We start from the raw sequence: 24,528 nt of genomic DNA, 5'->3' as shown, positions 1-24,528 counted from the left end.
CTAAGCGGGAAGCCTGCTTCGAGATGAGCACTCCCACCTCCTTGAGAGGGTAAGGCTCCCAGTAGACGACTGGGTTGATAGGCCGGATATGGAAGCCCTGTGAGGGGTGGAGTTGACCGGTACTAATAGGCCGAGGGCTTGTCCTCAGTTGCTCGCGTCCACTGTGTTGTTCTGAAACAACGACCCCCGCCCTGCCACGGGTGGGCGGTGCACAGTTTCACCGTGTTTCGGTGGTCATAGCGTGAGGGAAACGCCCGGTTACATTCCGAACCCGGAAGCTAAGCCTCACAGCGCCGATGGTACTGCAGGGGGGACCCTGTGGGAGAGTAGGACGCCGCCGAACAATCTTTGAAAGAAAGGGCTCCAGCCTCACGGCTGGGGCCCTTTCTGCATTTCAGGGATAGAACGGAATTGGCCTCGGCCCCGGTATCAGTCGGAGAGCCCGAGGATGGCCAGGTAAGGAGCGAGGTCGGCGGCGTTCCGGGTGACGAGGCCGAGGTAGCCGTCGGGGCGGATCAGGTACAGGGTCGGGTGGCCGGTGGCGGGGCCGTAGGCGTCGTGGCGGAGGGCGCGGACGCCTGCGGGGGCGGCGGGGGGTTGGGTGGCGGTGGTGACGAGGGTGGCGTGGGTGCCGCGCAGGGCGTCGAACAGGCGGGTGCCGTCGGGGAGACGGGCGTCGGGGGCGCGGTCGCCGGCCTGGAGGGCGTCCTCGCGGACGGGCTCGCGGTGGTCGACGCTGAGCGGGCCGCCGCGGTAGCCGACGGCGAGCTGGTCGGTGTCCTTGCCGCGCTGGGCGCGTCGGCGGTCGGTGCCGGGCTGTCCGGCGAGCGGGCCGGCCCGGTGGATCGAGGTGCTGATGTCGAGGACGTCGGCGGCGACGGGCAGCCGTTCGGCCTGGTAGCTGTCGAGCAGGAGTTCGGCGTCGCCGCCGTGACGCAGCAGGTGGGCGAGCTTCCAGCCGAGGTTGTACGCGTCCTGGACGCTGGTGTTGAGCCCCTGGCCGCCGGCGGGGGAGTGGACGTGCGCGGCGTCGCCGGCGAGCAGGACCCGGCCGGTCCGGAAGCGTTCGGCGAGTGCGGCCCGGGGCCGGAAGTCGGAGGCCCAGCGGATCTCGGTGACGGCGTCCGGGCCGAGGTGGGTGCGGGCGGCGACGACGGCCCGGATGCCGTCCGGGCTGGTGTCGGGTTCGCCGTCCTCGTACTGGGCGTAGAGCTGGAAGTCGTCGGTGCCGGGCATCGGGCACAGGGCGAGGGGGCCGCCGGGGGCCTGCGGGAAGACGTGCCAGTGCTCGCGGTCGAGTCCGGTGAGGCGGAGGTCCGCGACGAGGGAGGGCCGGGGGTCGACGGTCTCGCCGATCATCGGGATGCCCAGGGTCCGGCGGACGGTCGACCGGCCGCCGTCCGCGGCCACCAGGTAGCGGGCGGTGACGGTGCCGATTCCGGTGATCTCGGCGGTCACGCCGGTGTCGTCCTGGGTGAAGCCGGTCAGCTCGGCGCCGAACCGCACGTCGCCGCCGAGTTCCCGGAGCCGGTCGTACAGGATCTCCTGGGTGCGCCACTGCGGGACCATCCAGGTCTCGGGGTGCGGCACCTGCTCGGTCGGGGTGGCGGTCGGGGTCAGGGCGAACGGTTCCCCGGGCCGTCCGTCGGTCCAGGGCAGCATCGCGGGGTAGCGCCGGCCCGCGGCCCGGATCTCGGCGAGCACGCCGAGGTCCTCGAATATCTCCAGGGTCCGGGGTTGCAGTCCCTTGCCCCGGGAGCCGGGGAACAGCGCGGGGGCCCGCTCGACCAGCAGGGCCGGGACGCCCCGGCGGGCGAGTTCGCAGGCGAGCGTGAGGCCGGTCGGGCCGGCGCCGGTGATCAGGACGTCCGGGTGCATCGGACTCTCCTTAACGGTGTTAAGCCAGGGCGGTCCCGAGCCTGTCCTTAACGGTGTTAAGTTGTCAAGCGCCGAGAACCCGGAAGGCAGGACATGGCACCGAAACTGGATCGCGCCCAGGTGGTCGACACCGCCCTGCGGCTGCTCGACGAGGTCGGCCTGGAGGGCCTGACCCTGCGCCGGATCGCCACCGAACTCGACTGCAAGGCACCGGCGTTGTACTGGCACTTCGCCAATAAGCAGGCGCTGCTGGACGAACTCGCCACCGAGATGATCCGGCGCATGGTCGCGGACAGCGAGCCGCCCGCCGCCGAGACCCCGTGGCAGCGGCAACTCGCCCTGACCTGCCGCACCCTGCGCCGCACGCTGCTGACCCACCGGGACGGCGCCAAGGTGTTCAGCGGCACCCGGCTGACGGACTTCGGGCACACCGACCGCTTCGAGGGACAGCTCGGGTCCTTCGTCCGGGCCGGGTTCACCCTCTCCGAGGCGGTCGAGGCGTACTTCACCGCGTACATCTTCACCGTCGGCTTCGTGATCGAGGAACAGGCCGTGCACCCGATGCCGGGCGAGCGGACGCCCGGCTACGACCCGGCCGACCGCGCCGAGCGGATCGGGCCGGACCGGCCGCTGTCCGCCGCCGGCGCGGACCTGTTCACCGACTACGAGCGCCGCTTCGAGCGCGGCCTCGCCATCGTCACGGCCGGCATCGAGGTGCTGCACGCCGAGCAGCCGCGCTGAGCCGGGGCCCCGGCGCCAGGCCCCGGCACCGGCGTCCGCCGCCCCGGACTCCCCGTTGAACGCGGGGCGGAGAACGTAGGCTCGCCGGTATGCAGACTTCTGAGAACACGTCAGGCGAGGGCCGGGTCGAACGGGTCGAGGCGCTGACGGAGGGGCAGGCCGGGGCGGTGCGCGAGCTGCTCGCGGCGGCGGCCGGGGCGGACGGGCGGGAGGCGGTCTCGGAGGCCGGCCGGCTGCGGATCAGGCCGGACAGCCCGCGTGCGGGCGTGCGGCACCTGGTGCAGTCGGCCGGCGGGGCGGTGGTCGGCTACGCGCAGGTCGAGGGCGAGCGGCCGGGGACGGTGGAGCTGACGGTGGCCCCGGCCGAGCGCGGCCGGGGCCTGGGCGGCGCGCTGGTGCGCGAGGTGCTGGCCGGGGCCGACGGCGGGCTGGACTTCTGGGCGCACGGCGGCCTGCCCGCCGCCCGGCACCTGGCCGAGGCGCACGGGGCGGTGCTGGTGCGCGAGCTGCGGCAGATGCGGCGCACCGCGGCGGCCCCGGACGCGGTGCCGCTGCCCGCGGGCGTCGAGCTGCGGACCTTCGAGCCGGGCCGGGACGAGGCCGCCTGGCTGGCGCTGAACGCGCTGGCGTTCGCGCACCACCCTGAGCAGGGCGCGTGGACGGAGCGCGACCTGGCGGAGCGGATCGCCGAGCCGTGGTTCGACCCGAAGGGCTTCTTCCTGGCGGAGCGGGACGGCCGGCTGGTGGGCTTCCACTGGACGAAGACCCAGCCGGACGGGCTGGGCGAGGTGTACGTCGTGGGGGCGGATCCGGCGGAGCAGGGTAATGGCCTGGGGAGGGCGTTGACGGCGGTGGGCCTGCGGCACCTGATCCTGGAGCGCGGCCTGCCGACGGTGATGCTGTACGTGGACGCGGACAACGCGGCGGCTGTCCGGGTGTACGAGCGGCTCGGGTTCGACGTCCACGAGGTCGACCTGATGTACCGGTGGGCGCCGTCCGGTCCGCGCTGAGCTGGGCGGACGCGGACGGGAGGGAGGAACCGCCGGCGGCCACGGGGGCGACCGACTCAGCTTTCCTCCCAGCCATGCGGTGTTTACCGTGGATTCAATTGGCGCCGCGAAGATCACAGAATGTCGTCCGTATTGCCGCGTCCGCGTCACCGCTCCACCCCCCGCCCGTCCGGGCGGGTTCCGGCGTCCCCGGGCGGGTGGACGTGGGTCGACGAGGACGAGCAGCCTGCGGAGTCATGCCCTTCGCCCCACCGGGGCCGCGTCCTGCAGGAGGAGCTGGAACCCATGAGCATCCCCCGCCCCGTCTCCGACTCGGCCGATCCGGCCGAGCGCAGCAGTGAGCAGAAGCCGGCCGTGCGGTCGGGTGTGAGGTCCGGGTCCGGTACCGGGGCCGGTGGCGGCAGAGCCGCCGCCGGCAAGGACACCGGCGGTAGGGAGTCCGCCAAGGAGGCCAAGGACGCCAAGGAGGCGAAGCCGCGCCCGGCGTCGGCGCGCGGCAGGACCAGGGCGGCCGGTGCCAAGGCGGTGGAGGCCAAGGCCCCGGCCGAGGCGTCCCCCGCGGTGCCGGCGGAGCCGGTGCGGGCCGCGACGGCGCTGCCCACGGCGCTGCCCACGGCGGTCTCGGCGGCCTTCCCGGCGGGCACCGCAAGCGTCGCGGGCACCGCGGGCACCGCGAACGCCGCGGCCGACGGGCGGGGCCCGGAGGAGGCGGAGCTGCCGCAGGGCCGGTTCCTGGACCGCGAGCGCAGCTGGCTGGCGTTCAACGAGCGGGTGCTGGAGCTCGCGGAGGACCCGAGCATCCCGCTGCTGGAGCGGGCCAAGTTCCTGGCGATCTTCGCGTCCAACCTGGACGAGTTCTTCATGGTGCGGGTGGCCGGCCTCAAGCGCCGGATCGCCACCGGCGTGGCGCAGCGCTCGGCGTCGGGGCACCAGCCGCGCGAGGTGCTGGACCTGATCTGGCGCCGTTCGCGCGAGCTGATGGCGCGTCACGCGGCGACCTTTCAGCAGGAGGTGCTGCCGGACCTGGCGGCCGAGGGCATCGAGCTGGTGCGCTGGCCGGACCTGGCGGAGGCCGAGCAGGCCCGGCTGCACACGCTGTTCCGGCAGCAGATCTTCCCCGTGCTGACGCCGCTGGCGGTCGACCCGGCGCACCCGTTCCCGTACATATCGGGGCTGTCGCTGAACCTGGCGGTGGTGGTGCGCAACCCGGTGTCGGGGCACAAGCACTTCGCCCGGGTGAAGGTGCCGCAGTCGCTGTCCCGCTTCCTGGAGGCGTCGCCGCAGCGGTACGTGCCGCTGGAGGACGTGATGGGGGCGCACCTGGAGGAGCTGTTCCCGGGGATGGAGGTGCTCGCCCACCACGCGTTCCGGGTCACCCGCAACGAGGACCTGGAGGTGGAGGAGGACGACACCGAGAACATCCTGAAGGCGCTGGAGAAGGAGCTGATGCGGCGCCGGTTCGGGCCGCCGGTGCGCCTGGAGGTCGAGGAGTCGATCGACCCGTACATCCTGGACCTGCTGGTGCGGGAGCTGAACATCACCGAGGCGGAGGTCTTCCCGCTGCCCGGGCCGCTGGACCTGACCGGGCTGTTCGGGATCGCCGACCTGGACCGGCCGGAGCTGCGGTACCCGAAGTTCGTGGCGGGCACGGCGCGCGGGCTGACCGACGTGGAGTCGGCGACGCTGCCGGACATCTTCGGGGCGATGCGCGAGCGGGACGTGCTGCTGCACCACCCGTACGACTCGTTCTCCACCTCGGTGCAGGCGTTCCTGGAGCAGGCCGCGGCCGACCCGCACGTGCTGGCGATCAAGCAGACGCTGTACCGGACCTCCGGCGACTCGCCGATCGTGGACGCGCTGATCGACGCGGCGGAGTCCGGCAAGCAGGTGCTGGTGCTGGTGGAGATCAAGGCGCGCTTCGACGAGCAGGCGAACATCAAGTGGGCCCGGAAGCTGGAGGAGTCCGGCTGCCACGTGGTGTACGGCCTGGTCGGGCTGAAGACGCACTGCAAGCTGTCGCTGGTGGTCCGCCAGGAGGGCGACACGCTGCGCCGGTACTCGCACGTCGGCACCGGCAACTACCACCCGAAGACGGCCCGGCTGTACGAGGACCTGGGCCTGCTGACGGCGGACCCGCAGGTCGGCGCGGACCTGTCGGACCTGTTCAACCGGCTGTCGGGGTACTCGCGGCGCGAGTCGTACCGGCGGCTGCTCACCGCGCCGCGCGGGCTGCGCGACGGCCTGGTGGCGCGGATCAACGGGGAGATCGCGCACCACCGGGCCGGGCGGCCGGCCTTCGTCCGGATCAAGGTCAACTCGATCGTCGACGAGGTGGTGATCGACGCGCTGTACCGGGCCTCGCAGGCCGGGGTGCCGGTGGACGTGTGGGTGCGCGGCATCTGCGCGATCCGGCCGGGCGTGCCGGGGCTGAGCGAGAACGTCCGGGTGCGGTCGATACTCGGGCGGTTCCTGGAGCACTCGCGGGTCTTCGTGTTCGGCAACGGCGGCGACCCGGAGGTGTGGATCGGCAGCGCCGACATGATGCACCGCAACCTGGACCGCCGGATCGAGGCGCTGGTGCGGGTCACCGACCCGGCGCACCGGGCCGAGCTGAACGGGCTGCTGGACCTGGGCGTCTCCGAGGAGACCGACTCCTGGCACCTGGGTGCCGACGGCACCTGGACCCGGCACGCGCAGGACGCCGAGGGCCGGCCGCTGCGCCACGTCCAGGACCTGCTGATCGACTCGCGCCGCCGCAACCGCGGCTCCGCCGCCGCGCGCTGAGCGGCACCCCGCCCGCGCCGGGAGCGTCCCGGCGCGGGCGGACTGCACGCCCCGGGGCACGCCCGGGGACCCCCGGGGCAGGCCCGGGGAGGGAATCGGGGAGAGCCACAGCCATGACCGATGCGCCGACGACGGCCCCGGTGGCGCGCGCCGCGACCGCCGGGGAGGTCCTTGCCGGCTACCTGACCGCCCAGGCGGGCGCGTTCCTGCGCGCCCTGCCGCAGGCGGTCGGCGAGGCGGGGTCCAGACCGGCGGCGCTGCCGGCGTCGGCGCAGGCGGCGGCCGACCTGCTGCGGGCGGTGCGCCGGATCGGCGGGGCGCTGCACACCTTCGCGGCGGCGTTCGAGGCGCAGTGGGCGCGGGAGTCGCGCACCGAGCTGCGCTGGCTGCTCGACCTGCTGGACCAGGAGCCGGGCTGCCAGCGGCGGGCGACCCGGCTGCTGGAGGCGCTGGACTCGCTGGCCGACACCTCCCCGGAGGGGGCGGGAATGCTGGCCGGGCACGCGGGCGCGCCCAAGGCCCGGGCGCTGCTGGAGCGGCAGCTGACGCTGGCCCGGAGCCGGGCGCACACCGCGCTGCTGCAGGAGCTGCGCTCGGCCCGGCTGCACGCGCTGGCGGACCGGATGACGCTGCTGGCCGGGGAGGTGCCGCTGGTGGCCCCGGCGGCGGCCGAGCCGGCGGCGGCGCTGCTGCCGGCGACCGGGACGGCGCTGGCGGCGCTGCTGGGGGCGGGCGAGCGGCTGCCGTGGCAGCGGGCGGCGCGGGCGTACGGCGGGGCGGGGCTGCACCGGCTGGGGCCGGTGCGGGAAGCGGCGCCGGGCGCGGTGCCGGCGGCGCGGGCCCCGGCGGACGCGGACGCGGCGCTGGCGGCGGACGACGCGCCGTGGCTGCGGGCCCGGGTCCTGGTGAAGCGGGCCAGGTACGCGCTGGAGGTGTGCGGGGCGCCGGGCGGGGGGCTGGCGGAGCTGGACGGGGTGCTGGCGCGCCACCAGGAGGCGTCGGACGCGGCGGCGACGGTGGCGGCGGCGGCCCGCACGCCGCGGATCACCCCGGCGACGGCGTACGTGCTGGGGGTGGTGCACGCCGACCAGCGTCTGGAGGTGGAGTCGGCCCGGTACGCTTTCGGGCGCCGGTGGCCGGGGGTGGTGCCCGGGCTGGCCGGTCCGGCGGCGGTGCCGTCGGACTGAGCCCCCGTTCCCCCGCCCCCTGTTCCCCGCCCCCGTTCCCCGCCCGGATGGACCGCGTGCCGCAGATGCCCGACCGCCCCTCGGCGCCCGACCGTGCCCCGGCCCGGTCGGGCGGTTCCCGCACCGACCGCCGTCCGGCGGCGGGTCCCCGTTCGACGGTGCTGGCGGCGGGGGCGGTGCTCTGGGTGCCGGGGCCGCCGAAGAAGGGCGGCAAGGGGCGCAAGAAGCCGCGGATCGCGCTGGTGCACCGGCCGAAGTACGACGACTGGAGCCTGCCGAAGGGGAAGCTGGAGCCGGGGGAGGGCTGGCTGGCGGCGGCGCTGCGCGAGGTGCGGGAGGAGACCGGGATGCGCTGCGTGCTGGGGCCGGAGCTGCCGGCCCAGCACTACCTGGTGCAGGGCCGGCCGAAGGAGGTCCGGTACTGGTCGGCGGTGCCGGCGGGCGGCTCGTTCCGGCCCAACCGGGAGGTGGACCGGCTGGAGTGGCTGCCGCCGCGGCGGGCCCGGGAGCGGCTGACGCACCCGCGCGACCGGGTGCTGGTGGACGCGCTGCTGGAGCTGCTGCTCGGCTGAGCGGGGCCGCGGCCGTCCGGGCGGACCGTCGGGGTGATCCGGCCGCGCCCCCGCCGTGACGAAACCGTTACTACCTGCCGCAGTTTCCTGACGTCCCTTCGAGGTTCACTCCCCGTTCATGTGTGACCGGCTGACGCGTCACCTGTCCTGCCTAACTTCTGGGTTACCGGAGGGCCGAAAGGGCCCCGGACCACAGCAAAACCGGTCGTTCCGAGACCGGCATTGCCTCAGAAAGGGACACCCAGTGAACCTGCGGAACGGCCGCTCCAAGGCCCTCGCCATCGGTGCCGTCGCGCTCGTCTCCACGCTGTCGCTCTCGGCGTGCGGTACGGACGACAACACCTCGAACACCACCTCGGGCGCCTCCTCGTCCGCCGGTGGCTCGACGGCGGCCGCGGCCAAGATCGCCTGTGCCGACAAGGGCGGCCAGCTGCTGGCCGCGGGTTCGACCGCGCAGACCCCGGCCGTCGACGTCTGGAAGGCCGCCTACAGCGCCGCCTGCTCCAGCGCCACCCTGACCTACGGCGGCGGCGGTTCCGGTGCCGGTGTGACCCAGTTCAACCAGGGCAAGATCGCCTTCGCGGGCTCCGACTCCGCCCTGAAGCCGGCCGAGGTCGACGCCTCGAAGCAGGTCTGCACCGGCGGCCAGGCGATCGACCTGCCGATGGTCGGCGGCCTGATCTCGATCGTCTACAACGTGGACGGCGCCGACAAGCTGGTCCTGGACGGCCCGACCCTGGCGAAGATCTTCGACTCGCAGATCACCAAGTGGAACGACCCGGCGATCGCCGCCCTGAACCCGGGCGTCACCCTGCCGGACGCCGCGATCCAGGCGATCCACCGCTCGGACGACTCCGGCACCACCGCCAACCTGACCGGCTACCTGGCCAAGGCCGGCGGCGGCGCCTGGAAGTACCCGGCCGCCAAGACCTGGGCGGGCCAGGGCGGCCAGTCCGCGAACGGCTCCGCCGGCGTCGCGGCCCAGGTGAAGCAGGTCAAGAACTCGATCTCCTACGTCGAGCTCTCCTACGCCCAGACCAACAAGCTGACCAGCGCGCTGATCAACACCGGTGCCGCCAAGCCGGTCGAGGCCACCGCCGCCAACGCCGCCGCCACCCTGGCCGCCGCCAAGGTCGTCGGCACCGGTGCCGACCTGGCGCTGGACATCGACTACGCGACCAAGGCCGAGGGCAACTACCCGCTGACCCTGGTCACCTACGAGATCGTTTGCGACAAGGGCAACAAGGCCGACAGCCTGCCGATCCTGAAGTCCTTCCTGAACTACACCGTCAGCGACGGCGGCCAGCAGGCCATCGGCGCGGTCGGCTACGTGCCGCTGCCGGCCGAGCTCGCCGCCAAGGTCAAGACCCAGATCGACGCCCTGGCCTGAGCCCGGGCACAGCGACGACCCGGCCGGGCGGCCCCCGAAGGAGGGGGAGGGGCCGTCCGGCCGGGGTCCCCGTCGGCCCGCACCACGCACCACCACCACGAGAACGTCCGGGGCACCGCCGCCATGGTGCCGCCCTCCGCGGGGCAGCGCCGCCAGACCGGAGTAAACGACCATGACTTCTGCACCCCCCGCCGACGCGCGGGGACGGACTCGACGGAGCCGGGGCGACAGCCGCCGCGGTGACAGCGTGTTCTTCAACCTCTCCCGGGGCTCGGGCATCCTGCTGCTGGTCATCATGGCCGCCATCGCGGGCTTCCTCGCCTACCGCTCGGCCCTCGCGCTGGGCAAGAACGACGGCAACTTCCTCACCACCTTCGAGTGGACCCCGGACGCCGTGAAGCCGGTCTTCGGCATCGCCGTCCTCACCTTCGGCACCCTGGTCAGCGCGCTGATCGCGATGGTCATCGCGGTCCCGGTCTCGGTCGGCATCGCGCTGTTCATCTCGCACTACGCGCCGCGCCGGATCGCCCAGCCGTTCGCCTACCTGGTGGACCTGCTGGCCGCCGTCCCCTCCATCGTCTACGGCCTGTGGGGCGTGCTGTTCCTGGTCCCGCACATGGACGGCCTGACCAGCTGGATGGACCAGTACCTGGGCTGGACGTACCTCTTCGGGCAGTCCACCGCGGGCGTCCCGCCGCGCAACCTGTTCACCGTCGGCATCCTGCTGGCGATCATGGTGCTGCCGATCATCACCGCGGTCACCCGCGAGGTGTTCCGGCAGGTCCCGCGGATGCACGAGGAGGCGGCGCTCGCGCTCGGCGCGACCCGCTGGGAGATGGTCCGCACCGCGGTGCTGCCGTTCGGCCGCCCCGGCATCATCTCCGCGTCGATGCTCGGCCTGGGCCGCGCGCTCGGCGAGACCATCGCGGTCGCCACCGTGCTCTCCACCAACAGCCGGCTGTCGCTGCACCTACTCGACCCGGGCGGCGGCACCTTCGCGCAGAACATCGCGCTCAAGTTCAACGAGGCCCAGCCGCTGGGCCGTGACGCCCTGATGGCCTCCGGCCTGGTGCTGTTCGTCATCACCCTGCTGGTGAACGGCTCGGCCCGCATGATCATCGCCCGTCGCAAGGAGTACTCGGGGGCCGCCGCGTGAGCGCGATTTCGACCGTCACCGACGCCGCCCCGCAGCTCAGCCGCCGGCTGACCGCGGCCCGGCTGCCCCGCTGGGCGCCGGCCGGCGTCGCCGCCGCCTCGATCGCGGTCGGCTGCGCCCTCGGCGCCGTCGCCGGGCTGAAGAGCCACATCCAGTGGGGCCTGATCTCCGCCCTGCTGTTCCTGCTGGTCAGCTACGCCGTCTCGGCCTCGGTCGAGGGCCGCCGCCAGGCCAGGGACCGGTTCGCCACCTCGCTGATCTGGGTCTCCTTCATCTGCGCCGTGGTCCCGCTGGTCGCGCTGACGTTCTACACCGTCCAGCAGGGCATCGGCGCGATCGACGGCAACTTCCTCAGCCACTCGATGAAGGGCGTCGTCGCCACCCTCAGCCCGGACGGCGGCATCTACCACGCCATCATCGGCACCGTCGAGCAGGTCCTGCTGGCGACCCTGATCGCCGCACCGATCGGCCTGCTCACCGCCGTCTACCTGGTGGAGTACGGCCGCGGCCGGCTCGCCAAGGCGGTCACCTTCTTCGTCGACGTCATGACCGGCATCCCGTCGGTCGTCGCCGGCCTGTTCGTCCTCTCGCTCTGGAACATCGCCCTGGGCTTCGAGTACTCCGGCTTCTCGGGCAGCCTCGCGCTGGCGATCCTGATGATGCCGGTCGTGGTCCGCTCCACCGAGGAGATGCTCAAGCTCGTTCCGAACGAGCTGCGCGAAGCCTCGTACGCGCTCGGTGTGCCGCGCTGGAAGACCATCCTGCGGATCGTCCTCCCCACCGCCGTGGGCGGGATCACCACCGGTGTGATGCTGGCGGTCGCCCGCATCACCGGTGAGACCGCCCCCGTGATGATGCTGGTGTTCGGCGCCGACTTCATCAACAGCGACCCGTTCCACGGTCCGCAGCAGTCGCTGCCGCTCTACATCTGGCAGCAGTACTCGCAGATCAACAACGACTACGGCTACCAACGCGCCTGGGGCGCGGCCCTGGTGCTGATCGCCTTCGTGATGGGTCTCAACCTCGTCGCCCGGGGCATCGCGCGCTGGCGCTCGCCCAAGGGCGGGCACTGACACCGACTGACGTACGAACAGACGAGAGAAGACGAAAGACCATGGCCAAGCGCATCGACGTCAGCGGACTGTCCGCCTACTACGGCTCCACCCGCGCCATCGAGGACATCTCGATGACCATCGAGCCCCGCTCGGTGACCGCCTTCATCGGCCCCTCGGGCTGCGGCAAGTCCACCTTCCTGCGCACCCTCAACCGGATGCACGAGGTGATCCCCGGCGCCCGGGTCGAGGGCAAGGTGATGCTGGACGACGAGAACCTGTACGGCGCCAACGTCGACCCGGTCGCCGTCCGCCGCTCGGTCGGCATGGTGTTCCAGCGTCCCAACCCGTTCCCCACCATGTCGATCTACGACAACGTGGTGGCCGGCCTCAAGCTGGCCGGGGTGAAGAAGAAGTCCGTGCTGGACGGCGTGGTGGAGAAGTCCCTGCGCGGCGCCAACCTGTGGAACGAGGTCAAGGACCGCCTCAACAAGCCCGGCGCGGGCCTGTCCGGCGGCCAGCAGCAGCGCCTGTGCATCGCCCGGGCGATCGCGGTCGAGCCCGAGGTGCTGCTGATGGACGAGCCCTGCTCGGCCCTCGACCCGATCTCCACCCTCGCCATCGAGGACCTGATCGGCGAGCTGAAGTCGCAGTTCACCATCGTGATCGTGACCCACAACATGCAGCAGGCGGCCCGCGTCTCGGACCGCACCGCCTTCTTCAACCTGGCCGGCGTCGGCCAGCCCGGCAAGCTGGTCGAGCTGGACGACACCCAGCGGATCTTCTCCAACCCGTCGGTCCAGGCCACCGAGGACTACATCTCCGGCCGCTTCGGCTGACCGGCCCCGCGCGCCGTCCGCGCGAGGCCGCACGAACTGCTCCGCGGCGCTGCATGGCGGTGCCGCCGCGGAGCCAGCGGGAAGGGCCCGCCCCCGTGCTGTGGGGGCGGGCCCTCTCCGTCCGCGGCCGGCTCTACGGCGCGGCGGGGGTCACAGGACCAGCAGGTTCACGACCCCGTACACCGCGGCGGCCACGATCGCCGCCGCCGGCATGGTGATGAACCAGCCCATCACGATGTTCTTCGCCACCCCCCAGCGGACCGCGCGGACCCGCTTGGTGGCGCCCACGCCCATGATCGCCGAGGTGATCACGTGGGTGGTGGAGATCGGCGCCGCGTAGACGAACGAGGTGACGTACATGACCGCGGAGGCGGTGGCCTCGGCGGCGAAGCCCTGCGGCGGGTCCAGCTCGATGATCTTCCGGCCGAGGGTGCGCATGATCCGCCAGCCGCCCGCGTAGGTGCCCAGCGAGAGCATCGTGGCGCAGGAGAGCTTCACCCAGATCGGGATGCCGTTGCCGGACTGGTGGCCGGAGATGGTCAGTGCCATCACCACGATGCCCATGGTCTTCTGGGCGTCCTGCAGGCCGTGCGCCAGCGCCATCGCCGCCGCCGAGGCGGTCTGCGCCACCCGGAAGTTGCGCTTGGCCTTGTGCGGGTTGGCCTTCCGGAAGATCCACAGGATCGCCAGCATCACCAGGAAGCCGCCGACCAGGCCGACCACCGGCGAGACGATCATCGGGACGATGATCTTGTCGATCACGCCGTGCCAGACCACCCCGATCCCGCCGGCCAGCGCCGCGCCCACCATGCCGCCGAACAGCGCGTGCGAGGAGGAGGACGGCAGGCCGAAGTACCAGGTGACCAGGTTCCAGGTGATCGCCCCGACCAGGGCCGCGAACAGGATCGCCATGCCCTTGCTGCCGGTCGGGGTCTCGATGATCCCCTCGGAGACGGTCTTCGCCACCCCGCTGCCGAGGAAGGCGCCCGCCAGGTTCATCACCGCGGCCATCGCCAGCGCCGCCCGGGGGGTCAGCGCCCGGGTGGAGACCGAGGTGGCGATCGCGTTGGCGGAGTCGTGGAAGCCGTTCGTGTACGTGAAGAAGAAAGCGACGCCGATGACGACGATCAGTGCTGCCATGTCCACGGAGGTCAGGACTCCTTGACGGCGATGGTCTCCACCGTGTTGGCCACGTGCTCGAACGCGTCGGCGGCCTCTTCGAGGACGTCCACGACCTGCTTGAGCTTCAGCACCTCGATCGCCTCGTACTGGCCGGAGAACAGGTGGGCCAGCAGCTTGCGGTGGATCTGGTCCGCCTGGTTCTCCAGCCGGTTGACCTCGATCCAGTACTCGGTGAGGTTCGACATCGACCGCAGGTTGGGCATCGCCTCCGCGGTCAGCTCGGCGGCCCGGGCCAGCACCTCGATCTGCTGCTCGATGCCCTTCGGGAGGGTCTCGATGTCGTACAGCACGACCAGGTCGACGGCCTCCTCCATGAAGTCCATGATGTCGTCGAGCGAGGAGGCCAGGTTGTAGATGTCCTCCCGGTCGAACGGGGTGATGAACGAGGAGTTCAACTGGTGGAAGATCGCATGGGTGGTGTCGTCCCCGGCGTGCTCGGCGGCGCGCATGCGCTCGACGATCTCCGCGCGGGCTGACACGTCCGAGCCCAGTAGTTCCAGCAGGAGCTTCGATCCGACGACGAGGTTCTCCGCGGCGGCGGCGAACATGTCGTAGAAGCTCGTCTCCTTCGGGGTCAGGCTAAAACGCACGGAAATCTCCGATGTGCGGGGTCGGTACTTGACGATGCTAGGCGCACGCGCCCCGCTCGTGGACACGGGGATGCCGACGCGCGCCCTAAGTGTGTCCCACGACACGCCGGTTTGCTCCCGCTCTGCAGGGGGATCTCTGTGCTGACGCCCGGACGGCGGAACACCCCGACGGTGCCGCGTGTTGGAGGATGGGGTACCTCCCGGCCGAAGACCGGGGGCGGGCCGAGCACCGAGACCAAGAGGGCGGATCGGATGACCACCATCGACACCCCGAGCACCGACGCCGCCCCGGCGGCCTGCCACCCCGCGCCCGGCGGCCCGCACGGGTACAGCGGCGAGAAGGAGGCGCACCTCAAGCGGCTGCGCCGGATCGAGGGTCAGATCCGCGGCCTCCAGCGGATGGTCGACGAGGACGTCTACTGCATCGACATCCTCACCCAGGTGTCCGCCTCCACCAAGGCGCTGCAGTCCTTCGCGCTCTCCCTGCTGGAGGAGCACCTGCGGCACTGCGTGGCCGCCGCGGCCGCCGCGGAGGACGGCGGCGAGGAACTGGACGCCAAGGTCGCCGAGGCCAGCGCGGCCATCGCCCGGCTGCTGCGCACCTGAGCGGGGCCGCCGCGGCCGCCGCGGCGGGCTGACGACCGGTCAACGGCCCCGTTCCGGCGCCCGCTGCTGCGGCGTCCGCGGCTCCGGTGCCCGCTGCTGCGGTGTCCGCGGTTCCGGTGTCCGCGGCTCCGGCCGGTCCGGTCCGCCGCGGGGGGCCAGCAGCACCTCGTCGATCTGCTCGGCGGCCAGCCGTTCCGCGCGGCTGGCCGAAGCGGCGATCATCAGCTCACCGGTCAGGTCGATCTCGTCCAGTGCGGTTCTGTCGTGGCCGCCGGTGCCGTTCTCCCCGGATGCCATGGCCTCCACCCCTTCCGCGCCCCGTCCGCCGCACCGCTCTGCCCGCCCCGTACCAGCGTAGGGAGCCGCGGGCCGGGCCACATGGCACGGACGGGCCATCTCTGCCGCCCGAAACGGGTGGGCCCGGGCGGCGGCCGGTCACTTCGGCGAGGGGCTGGCCTGCATCGAGTAGATGTCCCCGGCGGCGGGCTCGGCGGCCTCCACCGGCGTGCCGAAGTCGGCCAGCGACAGCGTGGAGACCACCTTGACCTGGTCCTTGGCCGCGGTGGAGCCGGCCACCCCGGCGAAGGTGAAGTTCTCCACCACCTTATGCAGCCGGCCCTGGCCGTCCAGCCAGACCTCGTACGGGATCTCCTTCACCGTGAAGGTCTGGGCGGCCATCCGCAGGCCGTCCGCCCCGCGCCCGCCGGTCGCGTCGGCGGCCTTCGCCAGGTCCAGGGTGCCCCGGTAGTGCTTGAGCTCCCCGCCGTCCGCCGCCTCGGTGCCGACCAGCTCGGCGCTCTGCGCGCCGCGCAGCGCGCCCGCCGCGGTGGCCGGGTCGGTGGCGCCGGAGCTCACCAGGTTGCCGTCGGGGAGCTGGCGCACGTCCAGCCTGACCCACTTGCCCTCGGGGATCTTCGCGCCGCTGTTCTGCAGGTACACCGTGCCGGGCAGCACCACCTCGGTGATCTTCCCGGTGGTGGCGGCGCCCGGCGGCACGTCGATCTCCAGCCGGCCGATCCGCTTCACGTAGTCGTAGCCGCCGGTGCCGCTGAACACCGCCTTCTTGTCGGCGGACTCGGTGGTCAGCTCGGTGGTCGCGGTCACCGAGCCGGTGCGGCCGGTGATGTCGGCGGCCGAGCGGACCGCCGTCAGCGGGTCGGCGGAGAGCCGGTCGGCGGAGCCCGACCGGTCCTGGCCGCCGCCGCTACAGGCCGACAGCACCGTGACGAGCAGGGCCGCGGCCGCGGCGCGGTTGAGCTTCTTCACTTCTTCGACAACCCCCTCGGGCCCCGGATGACCCGGCAAGCAACCGCCCCGGATGGGCAGAGCGCTTGCCCGGCAAACGAGTTGGGGCGCGGAAGGTTACGCCGCCGTTCACCGGTCGGACGGGAGGCCGGGCCGCCCGGGCGGGATACCGTGAAGGACGTGGCAGATCAGCGCCCCGGAGCGCCCGGCGGGACGACGCGGACCGACCACCCGGACGAGCACCGGGTGGAGGTGACGGAACGCGGCTCGTTCAGCTTCGCCCACTGCGCCTGCGGCTGGTTCGCCCCCGGGCGGCGCTCCCGGGACAAGTCCCGGCGCGACGCCGCGGAGCACCTCGCGGACCCGGACGGCGACGGCTGAGCGCCCGGCCGGGCGGGACGGGCCATGAGCAGCCGGACGGACCCGGCCGGTGCGGGTCAGGCGGCGAGGTCGGACCCGGACCCGCGCTCCGGCTCGGGGCTCCGGTCCCGCCCGGCCCGGCGGCCCGACCGGCGGGCGGCGGGCGCGGCCTGGCGGCGGCGGCCGGAGTCCGCGGCGGCGGCGCGGGCCACCACCAGCGGGCGCAGCGCGCCGCGGGACAGCGCGTGGCACAGCGGCACCAGCACCGCCATCGCCAGCGGGGCCAGCAGCAGCACCACGGCGGTGGCCAGCGCGTAGCCGCCGAGCACGTCGGTCGGGTAGTGCACGCCGACGAACAGCCGGCAGAAGCCCTGGAGCAGGGCCAGCGCCCCGGCCGCCAGGCCGAGCCGGCGGTTGACCAGGAACAGCGCGACCGCGACGCCCATCGACATCGCCGAGTGATCGCTGACGAAGGAGAGGGTGTCCTCCTTGCCGGGCACCAGCACGTCCAGCTCGGGGTGGGTGACGAACGGGCGGGGCCGGTCGACGAGCTGCGAGATCGGCAGGTTGGCCAGCTCGGAGACGGCCACGGCGAGCGGCGCCCACAGCACACCGGCCACCGCGACCGGGGCGTCCGGGCGGCGGCGGGCGCCCAGCCAGGCGACCAGGCCGATCGCGGCCAGGCCGAACAGGATGCCGTACTCGGCCGTCCAGGCGACCAGCGAGTCCAGCCAGCCCGGGGCGTCCGCGGCCAGGCCGTTGACGGCCTTGAGCAGGCCGAGGTCGGGGTCGCCCGAACCGGCTCCGGCGTCGGCGAGCAGCGTCGGCACGCCGCACCTCCCTGTCCGCTCTCCGCAGTGGTCCCAGATCGTGGTGCTTCCGGGTGCGGACGACCGGTAGCCTCCTCAGTCAACGCGATCAAGGCCGCCGCGGTTTCCCCCCAAACGCACCGTTACCCAAACTTGACTCACCGTCCACCGCGCATGCACATGCCGAGGCCGGTCAGCTCGCGGCGCCGCCCGGCCCGCCGCCCCTGGTGATGGTGCCGTCGTTCGGGTTCCGGTCGGGCAGCGCGGCGGCGCCGTCCGGGGTGACCCGGGTCGCCCCGATGTAGTCCTTCTGCGCGATGGTGTCGTAGCGGACCTTGGCCCCGGTGTGCGGCGCGTCGATCATGTAGCCGCCGCCGACGTAGAGGCCCACGTGGTGGATGGTGCGCGGGTCCTCCAGGTCGTTGGCGAAGAACACCAGGTCACCGGGGCGGAGTTGGTCCCGGGACGGGTGCGGCCCGGCGTACCACTGGTCGTTCGCCACCCGGGGCAGCTCGATCCCGACGGCCTGGAACGCCGCCTGCGTCAGGCCCGAGCAGTCGAACCGGCCGTCCTCCCAGCTCTGCCCGGTGCCGCCCCACAGGTAGTCGGTGCCCAGCTTGCTCTGCGCGAACCAGATCGCGCCCGCCGCCTCCCTGGACAGCGCCAGCTGCGCGCCGGGGTCGGCCGGGGCGGTGAAGGACGTCGCCAGCGCCTGGATGCTGCGGACGTAGCCCTGGGTCTCCTTGTACGGCGGGACGCCCCGGTACTGGGAGACCGCGCCGGGGCCCGCGTTGTAGGCCGCCAGCATGTTCGCCTGCCGGTCACCGGGGACGTTGGAGACCTGCTTGGCCAGCAGGCAGTCGTAGCTGGCGGCGGAGGCGATCGCGTCGAGCGGGTTCCAGACGTCCCGCTTGCCGTCGCCGTCGCCGTCGACGCTGAAGGCATCCCAGCTGCCCGGCATGAACTGGGCCATGCCGGCGGCCCCGACCGGGCTCTTCGCCGACGGGTCGAAACCGCTCTCCTGGTAGAGCTGGGCGGCCAGCATCGGCGCTGAGATCTCCGGGCAGAGCGCGCCCCACCGCTGGATCTGCGACCGGTACGCGGCCGGCACCGTCCCGCCGGACAGCCCGAGGGACGCCGAGGAGCGCTCCGGCACCCCGCTGGCCGCGTACGTCCCGAGGGTCACCACACCCACGAAACCGATCGCGAGCACCACCGTCGCGGCACCCGCCAGCCGAGCCTTCCGGAGCACCATCCCAGCACCATCCCGATGGAACGTCAGCGGCCATGTCCTGTTACGCAATTGCCCGGTGCAATCATCACAGATACCAAGGGCGGGCAGTATCCTCGAACCACCGGACATCCTGGCGGAACGTCCGGGCCAGCCACGGTCAATCCGCGAGAAGCAGCCAAGTCGACGTCATATCTGGCCAAGAACAGGCCCTGCCCCTTCGCTCGGCCGTGGTCCGGGGCCTTGAATTTTCCTGATCGGGCGGTGAGATGGGATGGACCTGAACGTGGACAGCACAGTGATCCGGTACCTGGCGGAGGACCCGCCCAAGAAGGCCGACATCGACACCATCATCGGCGGGATCGCCCCGGACTGGGGCCCGTTCGCCACCCTCGGCTCCTCGGCCCGGGTCATGGTCCAGGTCGTGATGGCGGTGGCGATCTTGGTCTGCCTCGCCATCGCCATCTGGGGCGCGGCCAAGCAGCGGATCGGCGCCACCGCGATGCGCGACACCTTCAGCGCCGAACAGGGCAAGGGGCTGATCGTCGCGGGCCTGACCGGCGTGTTCATCATCGGTTCGCTCGGCACCCTGTTCACCATTGTGTACGGCATGGCCATCTGACGGGCGGACAACTCCCCTCCGACCAGCACTGATCCGGTCCGCCGCACCCCGGCCCCCGCACTTCCCCGCCGAGCAACCCGTCACGCCGCCGCGCGCCCCGCGCGGCGGCGCCCCACCAGGAGGGCCCCGTGCCGTTGTCCGACGACCAGCCGCACACCCGTACGCGGCTACCGGTCGCCGAACAGACCGCCCCCGCGACCGGCCGTCAGGCCCGGCCGCTGCGCACCCTCCTGACCGTCCTCGCCGTCGTCACCCTGCTGGTGGTCGCCGTCGCCGTCGCCAACCGGGACAAGCCCCCGGTCGGCCGCGCCGGCACCGGCACCTCCGGCGACCGCGCCCCCGGGGCCGCCGCCTCCCCCGACCGCACCGCCGCCAGCGGCCAGCAGCCGGTCACCACCACCTCCAACGGCGTCGGCACCGGCTACCCGCACACCGACCAGGGCGCGCAGTCCGCCGCCGCCAACTACGCGGTCGCCCTGGGCTCCACCGACATGTTCCGCACCGACAGCCGCGGCACCGTCCTGGCCACCATCGGCGACCCCACCGCCGTCCAGTCCCTCCGGGCCCGCCTCGATCAGGCGTTCACGCCGGAGACGAACGCGCGCTACGGGCTGGACGCGCAGGGCCGCCCGCCCAAGGGGCAGACCTTCGTCAACCGGGTCGTCCCGGTCGGCACCCGCGCCACCAACGCGGCCGACACCGCCACCCGGGTCGACGTCTGGTGCACCGGCCTGTACGGCCTGACCGGCGAGGGCTCCGTCATCCCGGTCACCCAGGACTGGTACACCCTGACCGTCACCATGCGCTGGACCGGCAGCGACTGGAAGCTCACCGACTACTCCCGCGCCGCGGGCCCCGCCCCCCTGCCGGGCGACCAGCAGGCGGCCACCGCGAAAGAGATCGCCGATGCCGTCCAGCAGTTCGGAGGGTTCCGCTATGCCCGCTGACGCGTCCAGACTGCGCCTCCTGCGCCGGGCCGGGACGCTCGGCGCCGCGCTGAGCGCCCTCCAACTCACCGCGCTGCTGGCCCTGCAGGGGGTCGCGGCCGCCGATCCGACACCGAGTCCCTCGTCCACCTGCGCCGCCCAGAACGTCCCGCTGCCCGGGGCGGGGAGCCAGTGCGCCCCGCCCGGGGCCACCGTGATCCCCGGGACGGGCGCCGTCTCCGGCGTCACCGATCCGCTCGGGTCGCTGGCGAAGGGCTGCGCGCAGGCGGCGGCCTGGGTGGTGCGGCAGTTGTCGGGGGCGATCGACGGGACGACGAAGGTCGACTTCACCAACGCGGCGTTCCTGCAGCAGTACGCGGTGGTGTTCGCGGTCTCGACGGTGATCACGCTGGTGCTGTGGCTGCTGGCGGTGACCAAGCGGGCGGTGCGCGGCGCGGCGCTGGGGCAGGCGTTCGCGGAGGCGGTCGGGTTCCTGTGGCTGACGGTGATCGCCTCGGCGTTCACGCCGCTGATCCTGTACACGGTGGTGACCGTCACCGACGGGCTGACGGACGCGATCTCGGCGGGCACGAAGTCCGACACGGGCACCTACCTGGGCGGGTTCGCGGACACCCTGGAGAAGGGGAGCATCGGCGGCGGTCCGCTGATCCTGATCCTGGTGTCGCTGGTGGCGGTGCTGGCCGCGGCGGTGCTCTGGGTGGAGCTGGTGATCCGGGCGGCGATGCTGTACGTGGGCGCGCTGCTGGGGACGGCGGTGTACGCGGGCCTGGTGGACAAGCAGATGTGGAAGCACGTGCGCCGGTGGGCGGCGATGATGCTGGCGGTGGACCTGGCGAAGCCGATCGTGGTGATCATCCTGGGGCTGGCGGGCGCGGTGGCGACCGGTGCGGGGGCGGACGACGACTTCGGCCGGGTGCTGGCGGGGCTGGCGATCCTGTTCCTGTCGATCTTCGCGAGCGCGGCGGTGTACCGGTTCGTGCCGGGCTTCGGCGACGAGCTGATGGCGATGCGGCGGGCCCGGGCGGGCGCGGTGCAGGCCGGCAGCGCGATGATCAACGGCCCGGCGAACTTCGTGAAGCAGGGCATCTCCACGCACGGTTCGCGCGGCGGCGCGGAGGGCGGGGGCGGCGGTTCCGGCTCCCCGACCGGCGGTGGCGGGGCGGGCGCGGGCATCGCGGCGCACGCCTCCCGGCCCGCGAACCCGCCGCGCCCGGCGGCGCCGCCCGCACAGGCCCAGGCTCCGGTCAACAACCCGAAGGGAGGGTGACGGGGAGATGAGCACCGAACAGCTCGGCCAGTACGGCACCCAGTACGCCCATCAGCGCCGCAGTTACCTGATCGGCAAGGCGCGGCCGAACGCGCCGATCGGGCGCAACCGGGAGAACGGCGAGATCGTGCTGATCATCGCCGGCGCCGGCCTGGGCATGGTGTGGGGGCTGGTCCCGAGCCTGCTGCCGCTGCGGATCGCCGGCCTGGTGGGCTTCCCGCTGCTGGCGATCATGGCGGTGTACGTGCCGTACCGGCGGCGGACGTTCTACAAGTGGGTGGAGATCAACCGGACCTTCCGGCGGACGGTCCGCAGCGGCCGGGCGGTCTGGAAGCCGGACGTGCACGAGGCCGGGACCAGGCTGGACGGGCGCGAGGTGGAGGTCGGCCCGCCGCCGGGGGTGGGGCGGCTGCGCTGGCTGACCGCGCCGTTCGGGCCGGACGAGGTCGCGGTGCTGATGCACCTGGAGCGGCGGACGGTGACCGCGGCGATCGAGATCGAGGGCCCGGGCGTGGGCCTGCGCGACTCCGAGGACCAGGAGGCGCTGGTCGACCGGTTCGGGACGCTGCTCAAGCACGTGGCCAACGGAGACGGCTTCGTGACCCGGCTGCAGATCCTGGCCCGGACGCTGCCGGCCGACCCGGACGCGCACGCCAAGGACGTGGCGCGGCGCGGCGACCACAACGCGCCGCGCTGGCTCCAGGAGAGCTACGACCAGCTGCAGTCGATGGTGTCGACCTCCTCGGAGCAGCACCGGGCGTACCTGGTGGCGTGCATGCACTACAGCCGGGACCTGGCGGCCGAGGCGCACGCGATGGGGCGCACGGCGTACGGGCGGGGCGAGAAGCGGGCCCGCGACGACGACGGCCTGGCGACCGTGATGGCGCGTGAACTGACCGACATCTGCGCCCGGTTGGCGGAGGCGGACATCCGGGTGCGGCAGCCGCTGGGGCAGGCCCGGCTGGCCTCGCTGATCCACTCGATGTACGACCCGGACCACCCGATCGACCACATCCAGGCGATGAGCAGGCGCAACGCCTGGCCGGCCGAGCTGGACGCCACCCACCCGCAGTACCTGCAGGCGAAGACCCGCGAGGCGGCGACCCGGGAGCCGTGGTGCCACGCCACCGCGTGGATCAAGGAGTGGCCGCTGACCCCGGTCGGGGTGAACTTCCTGGCGCCGCTGCTGGTGCACACGCCGGACGTGATCCGGACGGTCGCGGTGACCATGGACCTGGAGCCGACCGACGTGGCGATCGAGCGGATGCTGACCGAGAAGACCAACGACGAGGCGGAGGCCAGCCGGGCGGCGAAGATGAACCGCACGGTCGACCCGCGCGACCTGGCGCACACCGGCCGGGTGGACCAGCGCGGCGACGACCTGGCCTCGGGCGCGGCCGGGGTGAACCTGGTCGGCTACCTGACGGTCTCCGCGCGCAGCCCGGAGGCGCTGGCCCGGGACAAGCGCACCATCCGGGCGTCGGCGGGCAAGAGCTACCTGAAGCTGGAGTGGTGCGACCGCGAGCACCACCGGGCGTTCGCCAACACCCTGCCGTTCGCCACCGGCATCCGCCGCTGACCCCCGGAGGCCCGTCGATGCTCGGCAAGCTCACCGATTCCTTCACCAGCACCCTGTTCGGCCGGGTGGAGACCACCCGGCTGCCGGTGCGCACCTCCAGCGGCCAGGCGCAGGCGGTGTACCTGCCGACCGCGGCGCCCGGCCTGGGCGACTCCGGGGTGATCATCGGGCGCGAGGTCTACAGCGGCAAGGGCTACGTCTACGACCCGTTCCAGCTGTACGGCCAGCAGCTGCCGGCCCCGCACTGGCTGGTGCTGGGGGAGTCCGGCAACGGCAAGTCGGCGCTGGAGAAGACGTACGTGCTGCGGCAGTTGAGGTTCCGCGACCGCCAGGTGGTGGTGCTGGACGCGCAGGGCGAGGACGGCGTCGGCGAGTGGAACCTGATCGCGAACGCGCTGGGGATAAAGTCCATCCGGCTGGACCCGCAGGCGGCCCTGGGCGGCGGCGTGAAGCTGAACCCGCTGGACCCGGCGATCACCACCAGCGGCCAGCTGTCGCTGCTGCGCACCATCATCGAGGTGGCGATGGGCCGCGGCCTGGAGGAGCGGGCCGGGTTCGCGCTGAAGGCCGCGCACGCGTACGTGCTGGCCACGGTGACGGACCGCCAGCCGGTGCTGAACGACATCATCGACACGCTGCGCAGCCCCGACCTGTCGGCGGTGGAGTCGCTGGGCGTGGAGGTCGGCGAGGTGCAGTCCTGGGGCCTGGACGTGGCGCTGGTGCTGGACCGGCTGGTCGACGGCGACCTGCGGGGCATGTTCGACGGCCCGACCTCGGCGGGCATCGACCTGGACGCGCCGCTGATCGTCTTCGACCTGTCGCACATCGACCGGAACTCGATCGCGATGCCGATCCTGATGGCGATCGTCGGGGTGTGGCTGGAGCACACCTGGCTGCGGCCGGACCGGGTGAAGCGGATCTTCCTGGTGGAGGAGGCCTGGCACATCATCAACAGCCCGTTCGTGGCGCAGCTGTTCCAGCGGCTGCTGAAGTTCGGCCGGCGGCTGGGCCTGTCCTTCGTCGCGGTGGTGCACCACCTGTCGGACGTGGTGGACGGGGCGGCCGCGAAGGAGGCGTCGGCGATCCTGAAGATGGCCTCGACCCGGACGATCTACATGCAGAAGGCGGAGGAGGCGAGGGCCACCGGCCGAGTGCTGGGCCTGCCGCGCTGGGCGGTGGAGATCATCCCGACCCTGTCGCCGGGCATCGCGGTGTGGGACGTCAACGGCAACGTGCAGGTGGTGAAGCACATCATCACCGAGGCCGAGAAGCCGCTGGTGTACACCGACCGGGCGATGACCGAGGACGCGGTGGCCGAGCGGGACCGCGCGGACCAGCAGCTGGCGGCGCAGCCGCGGATCTGACGGGCCGTCGCGGGGGGTGACCGTCAGCTCGCGGAAACCAGCTCGTTACTTCCGGGTTCCTGACAGCTACGCGCGTTGACCCTAGGCTGCACCCAGACAACGCCAGGCCGCGCTGGT

23 protein-coding genes and 2 rRNA genes are annotated in these 24,528 nt (G+C 72.8%); 18 read left to right on the top strand and 7 right to left on the bottom strand.

Annotated features, from left to right (window positions below):
• Nucleotides 1-146, top strand: a 23S ribosomal RNA gene (locus K353_RS19360); the annotation flags it as partial.
• 80 nt (nucleotides 147-226) lie between these two features.
• Nucleotides 227-343, top strand: a 5S ribosomal RNA gene (gene rrf / locus K353_RS19355).
• Between the two features lie 86 nt (nucleotides 344-429).
• On the opposite strand, the gene K353_RS19350 is transcribed toward rrf, so the two are convergent.
• On the bottom strand, nucleotides 430-1,878 hold the full coding sequence (locus K353_RS19350) for an FAD-dependent monooxygenase (protein WP_111554844.1): 1,449 nt from the start codon (nucleotides 1,876-1,878) through the stop codon (nucleotides 430-432).
• Nucleotides 1,879-1,971: 93 nt separating this feature from the next.
• On the opposite strand from K353_RS19350, the gene K353_RS19345 reads away from it, so the two are divergent.
• The 9 genes from K353_RS19345 to pstB all read left to right on the top strand — a co-directional run bounded on the left by K353_RS19345 (nucleotide 1,972) and on the right by pstB (nucleotide 12,609).
• Nucleotides 1,972-2,619 (top strand): TetR/AcrR family transcriptional regulator C-terminal domain-containing protein, encoded by a 648-nt coding sequence (locus K353_RS19345; RefSeq protein WP_111554843.1) that lies wholly within the window; start codon nucleotides 1,972-1,974, stop codon nucleotides 2,617-2,619.
• Between the two features lie 89 nt (nucleotides 2,620-2,708).
• A complete protein-coding gene (gene mshD, locus K353_RS19340) occupies nucleotides 2,709-3,629 on the top strand; it encodes a mycothiol synthase (RefSeq protein ID WP_111554842.1) in 921 nt (306 codons plus the stop codon).
• Nucleotides 3,630-3,914: 285 nt separating this feature from the next.
• Nucleotides 3,915-6,413, top strand: a complete 2,499-nt coding sequence (locus K353_RS19335) for an RNA degradosome polyphosphate kinase (RefSeq protein WP_233533680.1) — start codon at nucleotides 3,915-3,917, stop codon at nucleotides 6,411-6,413.
• A gap of 113 nt (nucleotides 6,414-6,526) precedes the next feature.
• The gene (locus K353_RS19330) at nucleotides 6,527-7,600 is read left to right on the top strand and encodes a CHAD domain-containing protein (protein ID WP_111554841.1); all 1,074 of its coding nucleotides are present in this window, start codon (nucleotides 6,527-6,529) and stop codon (nucleotides 7,598-7,600) included.
• Between the two features lie 65 nt (nucleotides 7,601-7,665).
• Entirely contained in the window at nucleotides 7,666-8,172 is a 507-nt protein-coding gene (locus K353_RS19325) for an NUDIX hydrolase (RefSeq protein ID WP_111554863.1), read from the top strand.
• Between the two features lie 244 nt (nucleotides 8,173-8,416).
• Complete coding sequence (gene pstS, locus K353_RS19320; protein WP_111554840.1) at nucleotides 8,417-9,562, top strand: phosphate ABC transporter substrate-binding protein PstS; 1,146 nt, start codon at nucleotides 8,417-8,419, stop codon at nucleotides 9,560-9,562.
• A gap of 172 nt (nucleotides 9,563-9,734) precedes the next feature.
• A complete protein-coding gene (pstC, locus tag K353_RS19315) occupies nucleotides 9,735-10,718 on the top strand; it encodes a phosphate ABC transporter permease subunit PstC (RefSeq protein ID WP_111554839.1) in 984 nt (327 codons plus the stop codon).
• The gene (gene pstA / locus K353_RS19310) at nucleotides 10,715-11,791 is read left to right on the top strand and encodes a phosphate ABC transporter permease PstA (RefSeq protein ID WP_370447623.1); all 1,077 of its coding nucleotides are present in this window, start codon (nucleotides 10,715-10,717) and stop codon (nucleotides 11,789-11,791) included. The genes pstC and pstA overlap by 4 nt, the downstream gene beginning before the upstream one ends.
• 41 nt (nucleotides 11,792-11,832) lie before the next feature.
• Nucleotides 11,833-12,609: a phosphate ABC transporter ATP-binding protein PstB gene (pstB, locus tag K353_RS19305; RefSeq protein ID WP_111554838.1), complete on the top strand. Its 777-nt coding sequence runs from the start codon at nucleotides 11,833-11,835 to the stop codon at nucleotides 12,607-12,609.
• Between the two features lie 150 nt (nucleotides 12,610-12,759).
• On the opposite strand, the gene K353_RS19300 is transcribed toward pstB, so the two are convergent.
• Both K353_RS19300 and K353_RS19295 read right to left on the bottom strand, forming a co-directional pair.
• Nucleotides 12,760-13,755: an inorganic phosphate transporter gene (locus K353_RS19300; RefSeq protein ID WP_111554837.1), complete on the bottom strand. Its 996-nt coding sequence runs from the start codon at nucleotides 13,753-13,755 to the stop codon at nucleotides 12,760-12,762.
• Nucleotides 13,756-13,760: 5 nt separating this feature from the next.
• A complete protein-coding gene (locus K353_RS19295) occupies nucleotides 13,761-14,381 on the bottom strand; it encodes a DUF47 domain-containing protein (protein WP_014137429.1) in 621 nt (206 codons plus the stop codon).
• 252 nt (nucleotides 14,382-14,633) lie between these two features.
• On the opposite strand from K353_RS19295, the gene K353_RS19290 reads away from it, so the two are divergent.
• Nucleotides 14,634-14,987, top strand: a complete 354-nt coding sequence (locus tag K353_RS19290) for a metal-sensitive transcriptional regulator (protein WP_199528166.1) — start codon at nucleotides 14,634-14,636, stop codon at nucleotides 14,985-14,987.
• A 39-nt stretch (nucleotides 14,988-15,026) separates the two neighbouring features.
• On the opposite strand, the gene K353_RS19285 is transcribed toward K353_RS19290, so the two are convergent.
• On the bottom strand, nucleotides 15,027-15,284 hold the full coding sequence (locus K353_RS19285) for a hypothetical protein (protein ID WP_146616513.1): 258 nt from the start codon (nucleotides 15,282-15,284) through the stop codon (nucleotides 15,027-15,029).
• A gap of 138 nt (nucleotides 15,285-15,422) precedes the next feature.
• On the bottom strand, nucleotides 15,423-16,253 hold the full coding sequence (locus K353_RS19280; protein WP_111554835.1) for a hypothetical protein: 831 nt from the start codon (nucleotides 16,251-16,253) through the stop codon (nucleotides 15,423-15,425).
• Between the two features lie 159 nt (nucleotides 16,254-16,412).
• On the opposite strand from K353_RS19280, the gene K353_RS33875 reads away from it, so the two are divergent.
• A complete protein-coding gene (locus K353_RS33875) occupies nucleotides 16,413-16,613 on the top strand; it encodes a hypothetical protein (protein WP_146616512.1) in 201 nt (66 codons plus the stop codon).
• Nucleotides 16,614-16,669: 56 nt separating this feature from the next.
• On the opposite strand, the gene K353_RS19275 is transcribed toward K353_RS33875, so the two are convergent.
• On the bottom strand, nucleotides 16,670-17,422 hold the full coding sequence (locus tag K353_RS19275) for a phosphatase PAP2 family protein (RefSeq protein ID WP_111554834.1): 753 nt from the start codon (nucleotides 17,420-17,422) through the stop codon (nucleotides 16,670-16,672).
• A gap of 172 nt (nucleotides 17,423-17,594) precedes the next feature.
• On the bottom strand, nucleotides 17,595-18,656 hold the full coding sequence (locus K353_RS19270) for a bifunctional lytic transglycosylase/C40 family peptidase (protein ID WP_111554833.1): 1,062 nt from the start codon (nucleotides 18,654-18,656) through the stop codon (nucleotides 17,595-17,597).
• 250 nt (nucleotides 18,657-18,906) lie between these two features.
• Between K353_RS19270 and K353_RS19265 the strand changes: the two genes are divergently transcribed.
• The 5 genes from K353_RS19265 (at nucleotide 18,907) to K353_RS19245 (ending at nucleotide 24,411) form a co-directional block, all read left to right on the top strand.
• Nucleotides 18,907-19,254, top strand: coding sequence for a hypothetical protein (locus tag K353_RS19265; protein ID WP_014137435.1), 348 nt, complete (start codon nucleotides 18,907-18,909; stop codon nucleotides 19,252-19,254).
• 128 nt (nucleotides 19,255-19,382) lie between these two features.
• Nucleotides 19,383-20,201: a hypothetical protein gene (locus K353_RS34420; protein WP_158585435.1), complete on the top strand. Its 819-nt coding sequence runs from the start codon at nucleotides 19,383-19,385 to the stop codon at nucleotides 20,199-20,201.
• Nucleotides 20,191-21,468 carry a hypothetical protein gene (locus K353_RS19255; RefSeq protein WP_111554831.1) on the top strand — a complete coding sequence of 426 codons (1,278 nt, stop codon included), beginning with the start codon at nucleotides 20,191-20,193 and terminating at the stop codon, nucleotides 21,466-21,468. The genes K353_RS34420 and K353_RS19255 overlap by 11 nt, the downstream gene beginning before the upstream one ends.
• A 7-nt stretch (nucleotides 21,469-21,475) precedes the next feature.
• Complete coding sequence (locus K353_RS19250; RefSeq protein WP_111554830.1) at nucleotides 21,476-23,047, top strand: SCO6880 family protein; 1,572 nt, start codon at nucleotides 21,476-21,478, stop codon at nucleotides 23,045-23,047.
• A gap of 17 nt (nucleotides 23,048-23,064) precedes the next feature.
• Entirely contained in the window at nucleotides 23,065-24,411 is a 1,347-nt protein-coding gene (locus K353_RS19245; protein WP_100836853.1) for an ATP-binding protein, read from the top strand.
• The last annotated feature ends 117 nt before the right edge of the window (nucleotides 24,412-24,528 follow it).

The organism is Kitasatospora sp. SolWspMP-SS2h (genome assembly GCF_003259315.1).
In the GTDB taxonomy this organism is placed as follows: domain Bacteria; phylum Actinomycetota; class Actinomycetes; order Streptomycetales; family Streptomycetaceae; genus Kitasatospora; species Kitasatospora fiedleri.
This window is presented reverse-complemented; position numbering and strand designations above follow the sequence as displayed.

Coding starts and splice junctions, on each gene's coding strand:
- K353_RS19350 (WP_111554844.1), bottom strand. CDS start 1,878: ATGCACCCGGACGTCCTGATCACCGGCGCCGGCCCGACCGGCCTCACG.
- K353_RS19345 (WP_111554843.1), top strand. CDS start 1,972: ATGGCACCGAAACTGGATCGCGCCCAGGTGGTCGACACCGCCCTGCGG.
- mshD (WP_111554842.1), top strand. CDS start 2,709: ATGCAGACTTCTGAGAACACGTCAGGCGAGGGCCGGGTCGAACGGGTC.
- K353_RS19335 (WP_233533680.1), top strand. CDS start 3,915: ATGAGCATCCCCCGCCCCGTCTCCGACTCGGCCGATCCGGCCGAGCGC.
- K353_RS19330 (WP_111554841.1), top strand. CDS start 6,527: ATGACCGATGCGCCGACGACGGCCCCGGTGGCGCGCGCCGCGACCGCC.
- K353_RS19325 (WP_111554863.1), top strand. CDS start 7,666: ATGCCCGACCGCCCCTCGGCGCCCGACCGTGCCCCGGCCCGGTCGGGC.
- pstC (WP_111554839.1), top strand. CDS start 9,735: ATGACTTCTGCACCCCCCGCCGACGCGCGGGGACGGACTCGACGGAGC.
- pstB (WP_111554838.1), top strand. CDS start 11,833: ATGGCCAAGCGCATCGACGTCAGCGGACTGTCCGCCTACTACGGCTCC.
- K353_RS19290 (WP_199528166.1), top strand. CDS start 14,634: ATGACCACCATCGACACCCCGAGCACCGACGCCGCCCCGGCGGCCTGC.
- K353_RS19285 (WP_146616513.1), bottom strand. CDS start 15,284: ATGGCATCCGGGGAGAACGGCACCGGCGGCCACGACAGAACCGCACTG.
- K353_RS19270 (WP_111554833.1), bottom strand. CDS start 18,656: ATGGTGCTCCGGAAGGCTCGGCTGGCGGGTGCCGCGACGGTGGTGCTC.
- K353_RS19265 (WP_014137435.1), top strand. CDS start 18,907: ATGGACCTGAACGTGGACAGCACAGTGATCCGGTACCTGGCGGAGGAC.
- K353_RS19255 (WP_111554831.1), top strand. CDS start 20,191: ATGCCCGCTGACGCGTCCAGACTGCGCCTCCTGCGCCGGGCCGGGACG.
- K353_RS19250 (WP_111554830.1), top strand. CDS start 21,476: ATGAGCACCGAACAGCTCGGCCAGTACGGCACCCAGTACGCCCATCAG.
- K353_RS19245 (WP_100836853.1), top strand. CDS start 23,065: ATGCTCGGCAAGCTCACCGATTCCTTCACCAGCACCCTGTTCGGCCGG.